This window comes from Halothiobacillus sp., from assembly GCF_027346185.1.
Lineage (GTDB): Bacteria > Pseudomonadota > Gammaproteobacteria > Halothiobacillales > Halothiobacillaceae > Halothiobacillus.
This window is the reverse complement of the sequence record NZ_DAIESY010000061.1, coordinates 1-19002: the sequence shown is the minus strand read 5'-3', so window position 1 is coordinate 19002 and position 19002 is coordinate 1. Positions and strand designations below refer to the sequence as shown.

The 19002-nt window shown below is 55.0% G+C and carries 13 protein-coding genes; 5 read left to right on the top strand and 8 right to left on the bottom strand.

Features of this window, described 5'->3' with window-relative positions:
- Positions 1–131 precede the first annotated feature (131 nt).
- Positions 132–1541 carry an amino acid permease gene (locus M7R55_RS04880; RefSeq protein WP_298219033.1) on the top strand — a complete coding sequence of 470 codons (1410 nt, stop codon included), beginning with the start codon at positions 132–134 and terminating at the stop codon, positions 1539–1541.
- A gap of 22 nt (positions 1542–1563) precedes the next feature.
- Here M7R55_RS04880 and M7R55_RS04875 read toward each other — a convergent pair whose 3' ends face one another.
- The 6 genes from M7R55_RS04875 to M7R55_RS04850 all read right to left on the bottom strand — a co-directional run bounded on the left by M7R55_RS04875 (position 1564) and on the right by M7R55_RS04850 (position 10272).
- A complete protein-coding gene (locus M7R55_RS04875) occupies positions 1564–2058 on the bottom strand; it encodes a low molecular weight protein-tyrosine-phosphatase (RefSeq protein ID WP_298219031.1) in 495 nt (164 codons plus the stop codon).
- Between the two features lie 539 nt (positions 2059–2597).
- On the bottom strand, positions 2598–4481 hold the full coding sequence (locus M7R55_RS04870) for a potassium transporter Kup (RefSeq protein ID WP_298219029.1): 1884 nt from the start codon (positions 4479–4481) through the stop codon (positions 2598–2600).
- An 86-nt stretch (positions 4482–4567) separates the two neighbouring features.
- Positions 4568–6322 (bottom strand): glucan biosynthesis protein, encoded by a 1755-nt coding sequence (locus M7R55_RS04865; RefSeq protein ID WP_298219028.1) that lies wholly within the window; start codon positions 6320–6322, stop codon positions 4568–4570.
- A gap of 31 nt (positions 6323–6353) precedes the next feature.
- Positions 6354–8468: a glucans biosynthesis glucosyltransferase MdoH gene (mdoH, locus tag M7R55_RS04860; protein WP_298219027.1), complete on the bottom strand. Its 2115-nt coding sequence runs from the start codon at positions 8466–8468 to the stop codon at positions 6354–6356.
- On the bottom strand, positions 8465–8764 hold the full coding sequence (locus M7R55_RS04855) for a hypothetical protein (RefSeq protein WP_298219025.1): 300 nt from the start codon (positions 8762–8764) through the stop codon (positions 8465–8467). Before M7R55_RS04855 ends, mdoH begins: the two co-directional genes overlap by 4 nt.
- The gene (locus M7R55_RS04850; protein WP_298219023.1) at positions 8761–10272 is read right to left on the bottom strand and encodes a glucan biosynthesis protein G; all 1512 of its coding nucleotides are present in this window, start codon (positions 10270–10272) and stop codon (positions 8761–8763) included. The genes M7R55_RS04855 and M7R55_RS04850 overlap by 4 nt, the downstream gene beginning before the upstream one ends.
- 527 nt (positions 10273–10799) lie before the next feature.
- On the opposite strand from M7R55_RS04850, the gene dnaE reads away from it, so the two are divergent.
- Complete coding sequence (gene dnaE, locus M7R55_RS04845; protein WP_298219021.1) at positions 10800–14306, top strand: DNA polymerase III subunit alpha; 3507 nt, start codon at positions 10800–10802, stop codon at positions 14304–14306.
- Positions 14307–14468: 162 nt separating this feature from the next.
- Positions 14469–14705 carry a DUF465 domain-containing protein gene (locus M7R55_RS04840; protein WP_298219020.1) on the top strand — a complete coding sequence of 79 codons (237 nt, stop codon included), beginning with the start codon at positions 14469–14471 and terminating at the stop codon, positions 14703–14705.
- A gap of 70 nt (positions 14706–14775) precedes the next feature.
- On the opposite strand, the gene M7R55_RS04835 is transcribed toward M7R55_RS04840, so the two are convergent.
- Positions 14776–15129 carry a carboxymuconolactone decarboxylase family protein gene (locus M7R55_RS04835; protein ID WP_298219018.1) on the bottom strand — a complete coding sequence of 118 codons (354 nt, stop codon included), beginning with the start codon at positions 15127–15129 and terminating at the stop codon, positions 14776–14778.
- Between the two features lie 249 nt (positions 15130–15378).
- On the opposite strand from M7R55_RS04835, the gene M7R55_RS04830 reads away from it, so the two are divergent.
- Both M7R55_RS04830 and M7R55_RS04825 read left to right on the top strand, forming a co-directional pair.
- Complete coding sequence (locus M7R55_RS04830) at positions 15379–17277, top strand: pyruvate kinase (protein ID WP_298219016.1); 1899 nt, start codon at positions 15379–15381, stop codon at positions 17275–17277.
- Between the two features lie 127 nt (positions 17278–17404).
- Positions 17405–17908, top strand: a complete 504-nt coding sequence (locus M7R55_RS04825; RefSeq protein WP_298219014.1) for a pyridoxamine 5'-phosphate oxidase family protein — start codon at positions 17405–17407, stop codon at positions 17906–17908.
- A 57-nt stretch (positions 17909–17965) separates the two neighbouring features.
- Here M7R55_RS04825 and ccsA read toward each other — a convergent pair whose 3' ends face one another.
- On the bottom strand, positions 17966–18775 hold the full coding sequence (gene ccsA / locus M7R55_RS04820) for a cytochrome c biogenesis protein CcsA (protein ID WP_298219012.1): 810 nt from the start codon (positions 18773–18775) through the stop codon (positions 17966–17968).
- Between the last annotated feature and the right edge of the window lie 227 nt (positions 18776–19002).

Sequence of the window (19002 nt, the reverse complement as noted above, 5' to 3'; positions counted from 1 at the left end):
CTAGCGGCTTGCAGGACATAATTGAACCAATTCGCCGTTTTTCGGGCTAGAATCGGACGAAACAGGGATTGTCGTCAGATGGTCATCTTTTAACTCAATGGTCATTTTTGATTCAAGGAACCAGTTGCCTTATGAATTTATTCCGAACCAAACCTGCCAGCCCTGCCGCCTTTTGTGATACAGGTCTGAAACGTTGTCTGGGCGCCTTCGATCTGACGTTCATGGGCATCGGCGCGATTATTGGTACCGGTATTTTCGTGCTGACCGGTATCGCTGCCGCCGTTTATTCCGGCCCGGCCGTCATAATTTCTTTCATCCTGGCGGGTCTGGCGAGCGCCTTCGCCGCCTTGGCCTACGCCGAAATGGCTGCCTCGGTAGGTGGGTCGGGCAGCGCCTATGGTTACAGTTACGCGGCTTTCGGCGAGCTCATCGCCTGGATTGTTGGCTGGGATCTGATTCTCGAATATGCCGTTTCGGTCGCGGCGGTGGCCAACGGTTGGTCGGGGTATTTCGAGAATGCGCTGACGGCGATCGGATTGGGGTTGCCCGCCGCGCTCACCAAGGCGCCATCAATGGGCGGCATGATCAACTTGCCCGCGTCGCTGATTATCCTCATGTTGATGGTTCTGCTCATTATCGGCGTGCGTGAGTCGGCGCGCGTCAATGTGGCCATGGTATTCGTGAAGCTTTTGACCATCACCGTATTCATCGCGGTAGCGGGGTTCAATGTGCATCCGGAGAACTGGACGCCCTTCATCCCGTTTGGCTGGTTCGAGCACGCGGACGATGGCCGACCGATCGGGGTTCTGGCCGGGGCGTCGATCGTGTTTTTCGCCTATGTGGGCTTCGATGCCGTATCGACGGCGGTGGAGGAAGCGCGCAACCCTCAGCGTGATGTGCCCATCGGCATTATCGCTTCACTGATTATCTGTACGCTCATCTATATTGTGGTTTCGGGGTTGCTCACTGGTGTTGTGTCATACACCAAGCTCAATGTTTCTTCGCCTGTGGCCTATTCGTTGCAATTGCTTGGGTACAACTGGGCCTCGGCTCTGGTCGCGACGGGTGTGATTACCGGTCTGACCACGGTGATGCTGGTGCTGTATTACGCACTGACGCGGATCATCTTTGCCATGTCCCGCGATGGCCTGCTCACCGCCAAGTTGGCGCGCGTCCATCCCAATACAAAGACTCCGGTGCGCATCATCGTGATTTGTGGCGTGGTGATTTCGCTCGTTGCCGGTCTGGTGCCGTTGGGCGAATTGGCCGAATTGGTAAACATCGGCACGCTGGCTGCGTTTGTGCTCGTCAGCCTCGGTGTGATTGTTTTGCGGATGCGTCAGCCCGATCTGCCACGCCCGTTCAAGAATCCCTTCGGTTACACCCTGCCCATTCTGGGCATCCTGTCCTGCGGGGCCTTGATGATGTTCCTGCCCGTTGTGACCTGGATCCGTTTCCTCGGCTGGCTGGCCATCGGCATGGTGATTTATTTCGCCTATTCCTATCGCCACTCACACCTTGGGGCAGAGCCCAAGGCCTGATTCCGGCTTATCTTCGGTTGGCTCAGCGTCCGCCCGATTGCTGGCGGATGGCCTGAACCAAACCATCGCAGGCCGCCTCGATCATATCGAGTACCTGATCAAATCCTCTTGGGCCACCGTAGTACGGGTCGGGTACTTCGCTCAGTCCATAATCGGGCGCAAACGACATGAACAACCGAGGCTTGTCCCGCAAATGGCTTGGGGCCAACTGCCTGAGAATCGAAAGATTTTCGTGATCCATCGCCAGAACATAATCGAACTGTTCGATATCGTCCGCGCTGACCTGGCGCGCGCGCAGCACATCCATTCGATAACCGCGCTGGGCCGCCACCGCAGTCGAGCGTTGATCGGGTGGATTACCAATGTGATAGGCGTGCGTACCTGCTGAGTCGATTACGACCGCATCTGCTAAATCGGCGTCTTCCACGTATTTTCGGAAAACGGCTTCGGCAGTCGGCGAGCGGCAAATATTGCCCATGCAGACAAAAAGCACAGAAACTTTTTCATTTCCAGACATAGCATCACCTTGATTTTGGTTTGGAGAACCACCGTCTTATTTTAGGGCGCCTCGAAAAAACTTTCGAGACGCCCGTGGGTGGGCCACAGGAATGTGTCACCGCGCATCCTGTTTTCGTGTCCTTCGGTCATCCACTATCTGCATCCGCAAAGGCGGGTTCGGCACTCAAATCAATCGCGCAAGCGATTGAAATAGAATGGGTTCGGCATGGCTGGATACATTCAGGTATCCAGCCTTTCTGGAAAAGCAAGGCGTTCCATCGTTGCTTCCTGTAACGATGTTGGTATCCCGCAATGAACGTCAGCGAAAAATCCCATGGAAGGGGTTTTTCGAGGTTCCCCAAAGGGCATGGACGTCCTACCGCCCAATGACACAAGTCATTGAAATGCGGAGCACAAAACGGGCTTGCGCCTGCTTCGCATTCAGCTGGCGTATGCCCGTTTCTGCGCGAAGCCATGGATGGATTCGTGCAGAGAATCCTTTGTGAAACCATTCCGTTTTGTCAGGCAGATTGGACGGCGGGAATGTAGAGTTTTCGTTTACAGCACGATTTGAGCACCTAGCTCAACGACGGCATTGGGTGGAATACTGAAATAGTTAACGACACTGCCAGAATTTCGAAACATGCTGATAAATAGTTTCTTACGCCAAAGTGGCATGTTTGCATCATTGCCTGGAATCAAGGTTTCTCGGCCGATAAAATAGGAGAGTTGCATTTTATTTAGCTCAAGATATTCCTTGTTCAATAGAGTCAGAGATTCGGGTATATCTGTTTCATCGTTGAAGCCGAAAGATATGGATATTCTGTGAAAATGGTTTGGCAGCGCCTCATAAGTTAATTTATCCGACCAGGACACCTTGGGAATGTCCAGAAACTTGATGCTCAATATAACGACATCCTGATGCAGGATTTTATTATGCTTCAAATTGTGTAAGAGCGCATGAGGCACACCTTTTGGGTTCCCTGTCAAGAAAATAGCCGTTCCGGGTACTCTTGTGGATATTCCATGACTCATGCTGTGGACAAACGACAATAAATCGATTGATTCCTGATTGAGTTTATCGCGTAATAATTCTCTACCGCGTTTCCACGTGGTCATTAAAATAAACAACACCAAGCCAAAGAGGAGCGGGAACCAGCCGCCTTCTTCGAGTTTAATCAGATTGGCGCCAAAAAAAGCCAGATCAATGCCCAGAAAGATAGTTATAAAAATGCCTGCCTTGAGCGGGCTCCAGTTCCAGAGCCGTCTGACCACTATAAACGCCAGAATCGAAGTGATCACCATGGTACCAGTGACCGCTATGCCATAGGCGGCAGCCAGTTTGCTGGAGCTCTCAAACCCGAGTATCAGTAAAAAAACAACGATCATCAAGATCCAGTTGATCACGGGGATATAAATCTGGCCTTTGATGTCATCCGATGTCTGCAAGACGTTCATGCGCGGTATATATCCGAGCAGCATGGCCTGGCGGGTGATTGAAAATGTTCCGGATATCACGGCCTGAGAGGCAATCACGGTTGCCGTCGTGGCCAGAGCAACCAGAGGATAGAGCGACCATTCTGGAGCCAGCCGGAAAAAAGGGTTTGTTATGTCCTCGGGGTGGAGCATCAGTAAGGCTCCCTGGCCGAAATAATTCAGCAACAGAGCTGGCAAAACCAAACCAAACCAAGCCAATTGTACGGGTAGGCGACCAAAATGCCCCATATCCGCGTATAAGGCTTCTGCACCCGTTAAAGCCAGAACCACCCCGCCAAGAGACAGAAAACCAGCCCAAGGGGACTCAGTCAACAAGTGCACGGCATGAATGGGATTCAATGCCATCAATACCCTGGGTTCGGACAAGATGCCAAGCAGGCCCAATATGCCCAGAACCAAAAACCATACCAGCATGATCGGTCCGAATAAAGAACCGACTCGGGCGGTACCCTTTCTCTGCAATAAAAAAAGCGCCCACAAAATACCGAGAGTCACTGGAATAACGAAGGGTTTTAGCTCTGTGCTGGCAATTTCTAGGCCTTCGACAGCAGATAATACGGAAATTGCCGGTGTGATGACGCTATCGCCATAAAACAGGGCAGCGCCAAAAATTCCCAATAATATGATTGAGTTCCTTAATCTCGGCGTGTCTTTTATGGACTGTAATGCGAGCGACATGAGCGCCATAATGCCACCCTCGCCCTGGTTGTCTGCGCGCATGACAAACATGACGTATTTGATGGACACAACGATGATCAGTGACCAGAAAATCAATGACAGTACGCCAAGGATATGTACTTCAGCTAAGGTAATCGGGTGCTGAACCGAACTGAAAATCGTATTCAGGGTATAGAGCGGGCTGGTGCCGATATCGCCATAGACTATGCCCGTTGCCGCAAGTGACAAACCGGTCAGCCTTGCTTTTGAATTGGGATGATTACCCATTGTGGCCATCCTCCTAACTGCGCTGTCCCGTCGCTATCTGGACAGCAGGGTTGATTACACCACGGGTCTGTTTGCCATTTGATGCATCACGCCATCATCTGAACGAAGCTCTGGCGGTGGAATTGGTAAAGCCAGGTTTCGCTGATGACCTCGCCGTTCAGGGTCAGGACGCCGTTGAGTTCCACGGGCTCGTCGCTGTCGACGAACAGGTCGAACTGAGTCAGCCAGCGGGGGGTGCCGGCTACCCAGTCGATGTAGACGTTGTCCGTTTTCCCGGCCGAGCTGGTGATGGTGAACACGGCATCTTTGGGTTGATGCCCTTGGAACAGATAGCTATCCCATTCGATGACCAGCTTGACAGTGTTGGCCGGGCGTGAGCCGCCGAAGTTGCCGCCAGGGCCGGCACGCAATGCGACGGCGCGTGCCAGTTGATCGTGCGGGAAGAAGGGCTCGTGCTCGGTCCAGTACAGGCGGTATTTGAACTGAAGAGCTGAGCCCGCCAGTGCCGGCCCTTTGATTTGCCAGAAGGCTACGATGTTGTCGAAGGTTTCGTCGTTGGTCGGGATTTCGATCAAGGTAACCGAACCCTTGCCCCAGTTATTGTTGCCTTTGCTGTCGACGATGGGTTCTACCCAGACGGACGGACGCTTTTCGTAACCAACCCCATCGAGGTAATGCGAAGGGTCGCGGTCGCGTTGCAGCAAACCATAACCGCGCGGATGCTCGTCGACGAAGGCGGAGTAGGCCAGACTGGGCGGATTGGTCAGGGGGCGGCAGAAGTGTTCGTTGTCGCTACGCCATCCGACCAGCGTATCGGAGTCGTGGACCTCCGGGCGCCATCCGCGCAAGTGGCTGTTGGGTGTTTCGCTGTACCAGAACATGGACGTCAATGGCGCAATGCCGAGTTGATCGATGGTTTTGCGGATAAACAGGTGTTTTTCGATCACCATTTCCGTATCGCCATCGAACCGCAGTTCAAAGCGATAGGCGCCGGTGATCGACGGGCCATCGAGCAGGGCGTAGACCACGACCGGGTCGCCTTCGTTGGCTGCCGGTTCAAACCAGAACGAGCGGAAATCGGGGAATTCCTCGCCTTGCGGTAGGCCGGTATTGATGGCGATGCCCCGTGCCGACATGCCGACCTGGCCTTGTCGCGATATGGCGCGGAAATAACTGGCGCCCTGGAAGGTGGCCCACGGCTCGCTTTTCGTCCAGTCGCCGATTCGGCGCGAGCGTTGCACCCAGAAGCCGGAAATACCGGACTGTCCAGCCGGCACCTGACGCAATGGGCTATCTTCCGGCATGGTGAAGTAGTCGGGGCGGTATTCGATCATGCGTGCCTGGTCGCCCTCGACCGCGTTCATAGTCACTGATTTGGGAAAGTATTCACCCAAGGGGCGGAACGTGATGGGATAAACCGATCCTGAGTTGCCCCACAAGGCATATTGCGGGTTGAATTTGATCTTGCCCGATGCATCGTAATTGATGGTCTTGATCGCGTCGGCAGCCGGGGAGGGCGGAGCCTGATACGGATTCTTGGCCATTTCTTCGGCGCGAGCGATCAAGGATTTATAAGAGAATGGCTTGGCCGGTGCAAACTTAAGCCCGTTTTCGGGCGCGACCGCTGCCGGCGCGGGCGTTTTGGGTGTGGTCGGCTCATTTCCGGGCGTAGCCGTTGAGTCTTGTGCGGCTTGTGCCTCACCAAATCCCAATGCAACCAGTCCACTGATGTTCGCAAGCGTGAACAGAAAAGACCGTCGGGTATATTCCTGTGCGGTCAGGGTGGACTGTGCTTGTTCTGACGGCTGTTGTTCGGCTTGTTTTTGGGTCGGTTTGTTCATGTCTCACATTCTCGGTAAAGATCGGACGAAATTATTTAATGCAAATTAGACGGGTGAGGTGGTCGACCTGACGGCCCCAAGGATCGTCGGGTGGAGCCATCCACGCATGTTGGTGCAGCTGCATGACGGCCTCGGCATCATCCAGGATGCGGGCGGCCTTGCGGCGATCAAGCGCTTGCAAGCCTTCTACCATGAGCTTTTCCTTGAGCTCTGTCGATGCCCGTTTCGCCGCCCCACTGCGATGTGGCGCGAGGGCTGCGGCAATGCGCGCTTGATTTGGATGCAAGAGCGTCCAGTTCAACCAGTTTGGCGCATTTTGAGGCTTGAGTGGCGGCATATCCAGTTCAGCAAAGTCGACCAGCACCAGATCGCCCAGATTCTGCTCCGGCGGCGTGCGCCAGATGCCCTGCCTGCCCCAGCGGTCACCCAGAGAAAATCGTGAGAGCCACACGGTAATCGGTGCGGCCAAGAGCAGAGACAAGCTGATCGGGATTGTCCAGTAAAAAAAGTTGTCATCTAGGTACAGAGCGATACCCGACCAGGTAAGCGCCAGAATCATGCCCGGCGCGTGGCGAATCATTGCCTGCAACCAACCGATTTCTGAACTGCGGTTCTGTCCGGCCCAGCGCACAGTGACATTCAGGATCGCCTGCACCACATAGGCCGAATGGGCGAGCATCCGTATGGGGGCAAGCAGGATGGAAAACAGGTTCTCCAGAAAGAATCCTTGCAGCAGTTTGGCTGTGGAACCGAATCCCTGACGACGGCCTGTATCGAAGAGCAGCAAGTCAAACAAGGCCAGTACTTTCGGCAAAAACAAAGTGACCAGTGTGCTGGTGACCAGAATGATGGCCCACTGCGGGTGCCATTGCGGCCAGTTGGGGTAGAGACTGCGGGTGTCCGGGAAATAATTGATGTCGCCCGCCGCGAATTGAGCGACTTCGATGGTGGAAAACAGCAGGAACAGGAACCAGACCGGTGAGGCCAGATACGCAAAGATCCCGTTCATAAAAGCCATGCGGTGCGCGGTGGCAATACCCCGCTCAAAACCTAAGAAGCGCAGGTGTTGCAGGTTGCCTTTCGACCAGCGCTTGTCCCGAATCAATTCGTCATCCAGCGAAGGCGGGGATTCCTCGAAACTGCCTTCGATACCGGTTTCCAGCCAAACCTCATAACCCGCGCGCCGTATGAACGCCGCCTCGACAAAATCGTGACTGAGCACGGTGCCGCGCCACAGGCCGAAGCCGCGCATGCTTTTGAGCCCGCAGTGGGCCATGAAGGCTTCGGTTCGGATAATGGCGTTATGGCCCCAGAACACCGCTTCGTTCAGTTGCAGCGCGGCCAGCCCCTCGCTGAACAGCGGGCCATAGAGATGGGTGACGAATTGCTGCATCCGCGCGAAGGCCGAACGGGCGTTAAACAGGCGGGGGACGGTCTGGATCATCCCCGCCTTGGGTTCGCACTCCATCAGGCGGACGAGGGTGACCAATGCTTCACCCGACATGACGCTGTCGGCATCGAACACGATGAAATATTTGAAGTTTCTGCCCCATCGGCGCAGAAAATCCGATACGTTGCCGGTTTTGGCCTTCAGGTTCACCCGGCGGCGACGGTAGTGCACCCGGCCATGCAGATTAAGGTCGTTGCACAGCGCGAGCCAGGCGGCCCGTTCTTCCAGCCAGATTTCGGGATCGCGGCTGTCCGAGAGAATGAAGAATTCGAACATCTCGCCCTGACCGGTTGCCAGTACCGATTCGATGCTGGCGCGCAGGCCGCGAAAGACGCGCTCGACATCCTCGTGATAAATCGGCAAAGCGACGGCGGTTTTTACAAGCTTAGTTGTGGGTAGCCGGTCGGCAAAGCGGCTCATGAGGCTGTGCGCATCACCCCTGTTTTTATACCGCCGCCGCAGATAAAAACCGAACAGCGCCATCCACGAACCCGCAGCCACGAAGGCGTATAGCGGGATGAACGTAATCAGAATGGTTTTTTCGATGGCCGTTGAGCCGTGATACGGCAAGACGAGAATCATCCCCCAGATACCAAGAGCGGTCTGTAGCAACACAAACGCGGTAAAAATCCACCGGCGTACCAGAGCGATGCGGCGAAAGGCATCTTTTGTTGAAGGCAGAACGGAATCGGTCATGACGGCTTTCGGTTGTGTTTGGCGTTGGGCTGGGCGTGCTTGACGCTACCACGCAGGATCGACGGCATGGCGCACAGTTCGGGAATCGGGACGGCTAGGCGCTGGTGTAGATCGGCCTGATTGTCACCAATGTCCAGATTCGCTTGCAGGTCGATGGTCGGGCAACCAGTTTGGAGAAACTGATAGAACACGCGCCGCTGCAACCAGCGCAATTGGGCGCAGATGGCGACCGGGTATTCGCACTGAGTGTTGCCGGGCGCTGGAGCCGGGCTAACTTCGGGTGATGTGTCGTTCATTTCATCTGTCCGAAACGTGTCAAATCTGAGGGGAGGTCATAACGCCAGGTTTCGGAAATGACTTTCTTGCTCAGAGCCAACGACGCATCAATGGTAATGACAGATTTACCCGTTGGCACCAGCAACATGGATAAACGCCAGTGTCCGGCTTCCGGCAAGGGAATGACCGCTTGCTCCTGAACATTGGCCGTGCCGGAAGTATCAATTTGGGCGATAACCGGTTCATTATTGGCCAGTAAACTGAGTCTGCCCCCAGAAAAATCAAGATTGACCCGATAGGCTTTCTCGGTTTTGTCTTCGGCATTGAGTTTTACTGTGCCAATCAAGGGGCGGCGAACCTGTGCCAGCGGTTCTTGCGCCACATCGCTGTTGCCCGCACTCAGTGTGTAGGCAAAGGAGACGGGATGGGCTGAATCCACAACTTCGGCTGGCTGGAAAAACGCAATCTGATTCTCATGGAGATCGCTGTTGGTCGGAATCTGAACCAGAACAACTTTTCCCTTGCCAAAACCTGCCTCCGTGGTGACCCACAATGAGGGGCGACGTTCAAAGCGTGAAATGGCATCCTCGAACTGGCAGAAACTGGTTTGACGCTGCATGAAGCCGAATCCACGAATGCCGTCTGCTGAAAATTCACTGACGTGCAACGTCGAAGGGTTCTGCAATGACCGGAATATCCAGTCGCCTTCACCCGTGTGCATGAGCAGGCCATCGGACTCATAGGCGGCCGGTCGCCATTGACCCGCCGGGCGCTGGCCGGTTTGGCCGTAAAAATACATGGTCGATAGTGGCGCCAGACCCAAACGGCTGATGCCCGTTCGAGGGAACAGGGACGCCGTGACATGAACGTCGACACGAGAACCATTGGGTCGAATCACGAACTCGTAGGCGCCGGTCAGGGATTTTCCATCGAGCAGGGCGTAAATGGTGAGTTGCAGGTCGCTCGGGTTCGGGCGGACCAGCCAGAACTTGGTGAAACGGGGAAATTGCTCACCTTGCGGCAGTCCGGTATCGATCGCCACGCCGCGTGCATGAGCACCTGGCACCTGATTTGCCGCGACCACACTGAATTGAGCACCGCCGAGAAAGGTCAGCATCACATCGCGTGCATCTTGCCCAGAGAGCGGGTAGTGAACGGAAAATCCGGCGAATCCGAGGTTGGCCGGTACGGTCTGCGCAAAGGCCTGGCTGGGCCAGTCGAACTTGGTTTTATCAAAAGTGATCGGCGCGACGGAGTCGGGCGTGACTTCGTAGAGATCGACCGGTTGATCATAGATATACCCGGCAGAAATCGGATCAATGCCGAAACGGGCGGTTTGCCACAGGGATGCACTGGGTTTGATTGCAATGCGCTCAAATGTGTTCTGATCGATCTGCCTCAAGGCCTCCGGGATTTGCGGGTCAGACGAGTAGGATTGACTGGCGAGTTGTTTGGCCTGAATAACCGCATCCTGGAAACCAAAGGCGAAGGCTTCATGTGCCGTCATCGTCAATGACAGAAAGAGCAAGCCCAATCCCATTATCCAGCGGAGGGACCAACTGGATAATGGGGTTGGGCGGAAGGAAAAAGGGGAAACGGGGGAAACCGTGTTTCGGCGAAACATCTGCACGCTCTCGAAGGTCAGGGGTAAACAAAAACGCTTTTCGGCATGGGGGTTGGTGGCTTAGGGATTTTACAATGGAGAATCCTGTATTGACACCGGTGCCCTCATCGAGGAGCGATGGACGCCCGTAAGAATAACAGTGTTGGCGCAGGAGCGGCATGATCAGCACAAAAGCGCAGTCACCCGCTGGCAGACCCGCATACAACCAATTCAAAGGGAGCAGCATACAATTTTTTTATGATTTCTTAAGCTGGTATGTGAAAAAAATCCGCCAAGTCACCTCACTGGCATGAAACAATACTGAGTCGGCACCCCGTTTCGGGCTGATAAACCGGATGCGTTCGGCCTGTCTGCTGTGCGCATGGGCACAGCGAAATTTTTTTCGAGCGTTCGCTTATGGACTCGAAGACTTCTATGGAAAAATTCGCTGCATGAGTTTTGTTCACCTGCACCTGCACACCGAATTCTCGCTTGTCGATGGCACATTGCGCATCAAACCGATGCTGGCCGCTGCCAAAGAGCGTGGTTTGCCTGCACTCGCGTTGACCGATCAGGCCAATCTGTTTGCAATGGTCAAGTTTTACGAGGCGGCACGCAAAAGCGGCATCAAGCCGATTCTTGGGGCGGACTGCCTGGTTGTGGATGAGCCGGGCAGTAATCCGTACCGCGTGGTGCTTCTGGCCCAGAACAATCTGGGGTTTCGCCATCTGACCGAATTGCTCTCACGCGGCTATTGCGAAGGGCAGATTGATGGTCGCCCCATGCTGCGGCGCGATTGGCTCACGCAGGAACAATGTGCGGGGCTGATTGCCTTAAGTGGCGGGCATCTGGGTGAAATCGGTCAGTTATTGCTGCACGGGAAGGCAAAGGATCGCAAGGCGGCACTCAAATTTTGGACCGAACGATTTCCTGATCGCTTCTATCTTGAACTGACCCGTTGCGGTCGCCCGGACGAAGAAAAGTATCTGCACGCCGCCGTCGAGTTGGCCGAACAGGCGCAGTTGCCCGTGGTGGCCACCAACGATGTGCGATTTCTGGATCGGGAAGACTTCGAAGCGCATGAAGTGCGGGTGTGCATCCAGCAGGGACGGACACTGGATGACCCGCGCCGTCCGCACGATTACACCGAGCTTCAATACCTGCGTCCCGCCGATGAAATGCAGGCGCTGTTCGCCGACATTCCGGAAGCGATCGAGAACAGCCTCGCAATCGCCGAGCGCTGTAACGTCACCTTGCAGCTCGGCAAGAATTTTTTGCCCAACTTCCCGACGCCCAATGGTGAAACGGAAGCCGATTTCCTGCGCACGCTGAGCGAGCAGGGCCTGGAGCATCGGTTCGAGCGTGTGCCCGCCGAGCAGCATGCGGAATATCGGGAACGGCTCAATATCGAACTCGACGTGATTATCCAGATGGGCTTCCCGGGCTACTTTCTCATCGTGGCCGACTTCATCCAGTGGGCAAAGCGCCAGGGCATTCCCGTGGGGCCGGGGCGCGGTTCCGGTGCAGGTTCGCTGGTGGCCTGGGCTCTGCTGATTACAGATATCGACCCGATCCCTTATGATTTGCTGTTCGAACGCTTTTTGAACCCCGAGCGGGTATCGATGCCCGATTTTGATATCGACTTCTGCATGGAAGGGCGCGACAAGGTCATCGATTATGTAGCGGAGCGCTACGGCCGTGCGGCGGTCTCGCAGATCGCCACGCATGGCACCATGGCGGCCAAAGCGGTGGTGCGGGATGTCGGGCGGGTCATGAGTTATCCCTACGGTTTTGTCGATCGGATTGCCAAACTCATTCCGATGAAGCCGGGGCTGGATGTGACGCTCGAAGACGCTTTGGGCCGCACCGAACGTTCACAGAAAGAACAGGAACGGTTTTCGCAGGAATTCCGTGATCTTTACGAGCGCGACGAGGAAGTCCGGGCCATCGTCGATATGGGCATGGCGCTGGAGGGGTTGTCCCGAAATGTCGGCAAGCATGCGGGTGGCGTGGTCATCGCGCCGAGCAAGCTGACCGACTTCACGCCGATGTACTGCGAATCGAACGGTGCTTCGGCCGCCTCCCAACTCGACAAGGATGATGTCGAAGCCGTTGGCCTGGTCAAGTTCGACTTTTTGGGGCTGCGCAACCTCACCATCATCGACTGGGCTTTGGCATCAATCAATGCCACGCGCCAGAAAGTCGGCAAGGCACCGGTCGATATCAGCGCCATCCCGCTGGATGACAAGCCCAGCTTCAACCTGCTCAAGCGCTGCGAAACCACCGCGGTATTCCAGCTTGAATCGCGCGGCATGAAGGATCTGATTCGCCGACTGCAACCGGATACCTTCGAAGACATCATCGCCTTGGTAGCGCTGTTCCGGCCGGGCCCATTGCAATCGGGCATGGTGGACGATTTCATCCTGCGCAAAAAAGGCGAGCAGAAGATCGAGTACCTGCATCCCTGGCTTACCGATGTGCTCAAGCCGACCTATGGCGTCATCGTGTATCAAGAACAGGTCATGCAGATTGCGCAGATTCTGGCAGGTTACACGCTGGGCGGTGCGGACTTGCTGCGGCGGGCGATGGGCAAGAAAAAACCCGAGGAGATGGCCAAGCAGCGGGAAATTTTCCTTGAAGGTGCCAAATCCAAGCAAGTGAACCCGGAGCAGGCCGGCTACATCTTCGATTTGATGGAAAAGTTCGCCGGTTACGGCTTCAACAAATCGCACTCTGCCGCCTACGCGCTCGTGGCCTATCAAACGGCCTGGCTCAAGGCACACTACCCGGCGCACTTCATGGCTGCCGTGCTTTCCGCCGATATGGACAACACCGATAAAATCGTTGGTTTGATCGGCGAATGCCAGCGCATGGGGCTTAAAGTCATCCCACCGGATGTGAATCACTGCGCCTACAAGTTCCAGGCACTGGATGAGCAGACCGTGGTCTACGGTTTGGGCGCCATCAAGGGCGTGGGCGAGGGCGTGATCCAGAAAATCGTGGAGACCCGCGAGGCCGGGGATGCGTTTGTCGACATGAACGACTTCTGCCAGCGCGTCGGCAGCCAGGCACTGAACAAGCGCGTGCTCGAAGCGATGGTGCTGGCGGGCGCATTGGACACTTTGGGGCCGAATCGCGCCAGTCTATTTGCACACATCCCCGATGCCATGAAGGCGGCAAGCCAGATTCAGGCGGCCGAGGCTGCGGGCATGGGCGATCTGTTCGGTGGGTTAGATGCGCCGGAAACGGCCATCCGCGTGCCGATCCCGGAGCTCGAACCTTGGCCAGATGCCGAACAGTTGCGCAAGGAAAAGGACACCCTGGGGCTGTACCTCACCGGGCACCCGATTCACGCCTTCCGCGACGAACTCAAGAGCCTGGTATCCGACACGCTATCGGGCCTGCTCGACAAGCTGGATATTCCGGCGCCGGGCACGTTCCCTAAAGGCGTGCCGGTCACAGTTGCGGGATTGAACATCGCCGAGCGCATCGTGCGTCAGCAAAACGGCGATCGGCAGTTGTTCCTGACGCTCGATGATGGCGAAGGCCGCTGTGAAGTTCGTATCACCGGTGATGAAATAGACCGAATCAGCGCGCAGGTTGAGCGTGATCAACTGGTGATCGTCGAAGGCGATGCGGTATTCGATAACTTCAGCGGCGGCATACGGGTACGCTGCAAACGCCTGCTTCTATTGGAACAGGCGCGACTGGAAAAGGCACGCGGGATTTTGCTGGCGTTGTCTGCCGACTGCGATGCCGCCGAGGCGCAGGCGCTCATCGAGCTTATGCGCCCCATGCGCGTTGAAGGTGTCCCTGTGAGTTGCCGTGTTTACTCAGGCTTGGCCAAGGCTGTCGTTCGCCTCGGCCCCGAATGGAAAATAGCGCCGACGGACGAAAACATGCAGGCCATCCGCTCCGCGCCCGGGGTGCAAAGTGCCCGCATTCTGTATCAACGTTAAAGAGGTGGAATACCCAAACGCCTACAAGGTTTAACGCTTGGCGCGTTACACTATTAGGCGCCTCGAAAAACCCCTTACATGGGGTTTTTCGAGGCGCCCTATTCGTATCCAGCCGGACACATCCAATCCGGTTGGCATTTTCACTCACTGGAGCTTCTTGATATGCAAATTGACCATCATGACCTCGTCCACGAATTTCCGGAACACAAGGACCGTATTCATACCTTGAAAATGGAAAACAACCATTTCGCAAATCTGTTCGACAAGTACCACGAACTCAACAACGAAATCGAACAAGCCGAAAAAAACGATCTGCCCATCAGTGACGAGCATGCTGAAACGCTGAAAAAACAGCGCCTTGAGCTTAAAGATCAATTGTACGCCATGTTGATTGCCTAAGGCGGGAACCCCTTCCTCAAAGAAAAAAGCCCGGACTAACCTGGGCTTTTTTTCGAGCACCGGTCTTCAATCAGCCTGCCTTTTGCTGCTCGAACAGGTCCAGCGCCTTTTTGACTTCGGCGATATAGGTCAATGCCGGGCCACCACCCATCACAATCGCCACTTCACACACGCCAATAATTTCTGCGTGCGTTCCGCCGGCTTTCAGCACTTTTTCCACATGAATGCCGATGCAGTAAACACAGCGGGCGGTAATCGCCATCCCAAGGCCGATCAATTCTTTGGTTTTTTCATCGAGTGCGCCTTTGGATAAGGCCGCATTCATGAAGCCGCCGAAGGCCTGCATGGTATCCGGCGCTTCGCGATTCATCATGCCCATGGCGGCTTTGAAGTCATGCATGGTTTGGTTCATATCACTACTCATAGACTGATTTCCTTTGCGAGATTGGCGGAGGTGCGATTCGTGAAGACGAAATCCATGCATATCATACCGTTGCCGGATGACATCGTTATGATATGCCCGAATACCATGAGAAAGGCAAATAACGTTCTCAAGAAATTCTGAACGAACCGGATGTTGCATCCGATGCCCGACACAACGCTGTCATGTACTTCGGTTAAAAGGACAAGAACGCATAAATCCACCAAAATGCAAAAAAGGCAGCAAAAATTTATGTCTGAATCTCAGGACAGGCGATCTGATCGTTTGCAGGAGCTTGAATCGTTTTCCCAGAAGGATCTGGCAGGTCAGTTGCTCCAAGAAGTCCGCGCGCTGGAGCAGGCCGGTATCGAGCAGGAAACGCTCTGTCAGGCCGATTTGGCATTGATTCACCCCGCATTCCGTGAAAGTGCCCGGAACCTGCTGCATTATCTCGCGGTGCGCCAGCACGATATCCGGGACTTGCAGCGAGAGCTGGCTTTCCTCGGGCTTTCGTCATTCGGCCTGCTGGAAATGCATGTTCAATCCTCGTTGAGTGCGGTCGCAAGACGCCTTCAAGACATGCGTGGGGATGCTGATGACACGTCACGGCCGGTGCCAATGACACCGCAAACCGGGCTCGCGCTTCTTCAAGAACATACGCGGGATCTGCTCGGTACCATGCAGGGTAATCGAGACGTGCGTGTGATGGTGACCTTGCCCAGCGAGGCGGTCACCGATCGTGGCCTTATTCCGGCTCTGGTCGAAGCCGGGATGGAGATTGCGCGAATTAATTGCGCGCATGACGATGTTACCGCCTGGCGAAACCTGATCGAACAGGTTCGTCAGGCATCATTGGCTCAGGGTCGCGAATGCCGGGTACAAATCGATCTGGCCGGGCCGAAGTCAAGAACCGGGACAATCTCGACCTTGGGGCAGGTGCTGAAGGTCAAACCCAAGCGAAATTTCAGAGGGGAAGTCATTGAGCCGGCACGGTTGTTCTTGCGATACGCCGCAAACGGGCAAGACCTTCAGAATACCTCCGCTGAAAAGGGAATGGCGTTGACCATGAGCGCTCGGGATTTCGCGTTGATCGAGCCTGGCACGATAGCAGCCTTTACTGATGCGCGTGGTCGTTCTATTGAAGCGAAGGTGCTGGAAAAATCAGCTGAGGGCGTATGGTTGGGCTTTTCGCATACGGCCTATATCGAAGAAAACATGATGATTGGTTTTCCATCTATCCACGGTTGTGTGGCGAGCGTCATCGGCGTGCCGGGTGTGGAAGAAACCATTCGGCTCAAGGTGGGCGATACCCTGATACTTACCCGTGCGGATATTCCCGGCCACGCGGCGCGATTGGATGATCAGGGTCAGGTTGTGGCACCTGCACAGTTGTACTGCACGCTGTCGGCCGCGTTTGAAGAGGCCCGCCCCGATCAGTCGGCTTGGCTGGATGATGGCCGAATCGGCGCATTGATTCTGGCGAACGATGGCGAGCGGATCACCTTGAGCATTACCCATGCCGCACCGGAAGGGAGCCGGATCAAGGCGGAAAAAGGCATCAATTTCCCCGAGACCGATTTTCTTACGCCGGCCTTGACGGAGAAAGATCATGCAGATCTTTCGGCTCTGGCACCCTACATTGATATCGTGGCGCTTTCATTTGTGCGCCAGCCCGAAGATGTCCACTTATTACAAGAACGTTTACACGCTTTGGCCGTCCCGGATCTCGGGATTGTCCTGAAAATCGAGAATCGGCAGGCATTCGAACAATTGCCTCGCCTGTTGTTGACCGGTATGCGCAGCCCCAAATTGGGCATCATGATTGCGCGCGGCGATTTGGCTGTGGAGTTGGGTTTTGAACGGTTGTCTGAAGTGCAGGAAGAAATTCTGTGGCTGTGCGAGGCCGCGCATGTGCCGGTGATATGGGCGACGCAAATTCTTGAAAGCATGGCGAAAAGTGGTTCACCCACACGCTCGGAAGTGACCGACGCGGCGATGAGCATCCGTGCCGAATGTGCCATGCTCAACAAGGGGCCGCACATTATCGAAGCGCTCAGATTTCTTAATGCCGTGCTGGGACGCATGGAAGGACACTACAGTAAGCGAATGACTTTGCGGCGCAAGTTGATGATTGCCAGTCTCGGTTCATAACGAGGTCGTTCGATTCCAGTGCACCACGTATCCGACCGTGTGATCGGCAGGGTCGGATTGAACGCTCAACCGGGGTTCTAAGAGCTATACTGTAAAGAAGTTTGCACGCAGCTTGGATGACCACGACATGAGCGATTCTTCCGACCTTCCCACTCAGCCCACGCCAGATCTCGAACGTTTGATTACGTTGCGCGATCAGGCGCGGGCTTTGATTCTGGCCACGATCGATGAAGACGGATTTCCGAGTTTGAGCACCTTGCCCTTTGTTTGGCATGAGGGCGCGTTCTGGGTCTTGATGAGCGATCTTTCGCCTCATACGCGCCAGGTGCGACAAAACCCGACGGTTGAACTCATGTTGCTGGAAGACGAATCCAGAACGCACAACATCTACAACCGTGCCCGCGTAACCTGGCGGGCGGATGTTACCCGGATCGAACGGAACGACAGCCGCGTACACACCCTATTCGACGCGCTGAAAGTACGCCATGGCAAGATTCTGGATGTGCTGACCCAATTACCGGATTTTCACTTGCATTGCATCGTGCCCGGTGCCGGGCGGTTGGTGAACGGTTTTGGTCGTGCGTTCAAGATCGATGGGTTTGAATTGGTGGCGCATCTGCGCGGTGCCTGATCGAAGCCGGGTTCGAATAAATTTGAGGAAATTTTGCTTCCGGGAAGCTGCGAAGGCTCACCTGATTTGAAACACCCATTCCAGTGCGACCTTGGTGCCAAAATAGGCCAGAACCAGGGTTGAATATCCCACCAGCGTCCAGTTCACGGCGGTTTTCCCGCGCCAACCCGCAACATGTCGACCGATCAGTAATCCGGCAAAAATGAACCAGCCGATCACGGCCAGTATGGTTTTGTGTACCAGATGCAGGGCGAATATATTTTCAATGAAGATAAAACCGGTGGCCAGCGCCAGCGTGAGCAGAAGAAATCCCACACTGATAAAACGGAACATCAACTCCTCTACCGACTCCATCGGCGGCAATTTACTGACCAAGCCGGATGGATTGCGCGAATGCAATGCGCGATGTTGCCAGGAAAGCATGAGCGCCTGCAGGGCGCCGAGGGTAATCAATGCGTAGGCAACCAGTGAGATGAAGATGTGGGCATCGAGTGCGGGGTTGCGCGCGTGGAGCACGATGCTGTGATCGGGAAAGAATTGCGCCAGCACGACTGATACCGCAGTGACCGGAAGCAGAACCAGCAGGATGTTCTCGACTGGGCTGCGCAGGCTCGTGAACAGGGTGATGAAGGTAGATAGCCAGAAGATGGCCGACAGCGCATTGAATATGCTCATGTTCAGGCCCATGACGTGCTCGATATAGGCGTTCTGATAGATCAGGTAACCATTGCCGAGCATTGCCAGAGCAGAAACGATCAGCATGGCCTTGCGGAATTTTGTCGTCGTGTCAGCTTGCTGCAGACCCAGGTAGAGCAGGACTGCGGCCAGAACATATCCGAGGATGGTAAGAAGGGCGATGCTGGTCATGAAAAACAGAATGATTAGTTAATGACAGCGGTCAGAATACGCTATTTCAGGAATAAATTGAGTTCTTATCTGACTTATGGAAGCTATGAATAATTCCATCCTGGAATTCTCAAAGCACGCAAAGCAAAAGATGTGACTTATGCTTTGCTTCATTTTCAATCACCTACGTGATTGAAAATGGCGGCACGTCCTTGTGCCGCACGGAACCTCTGATTTAATCAGAGGTT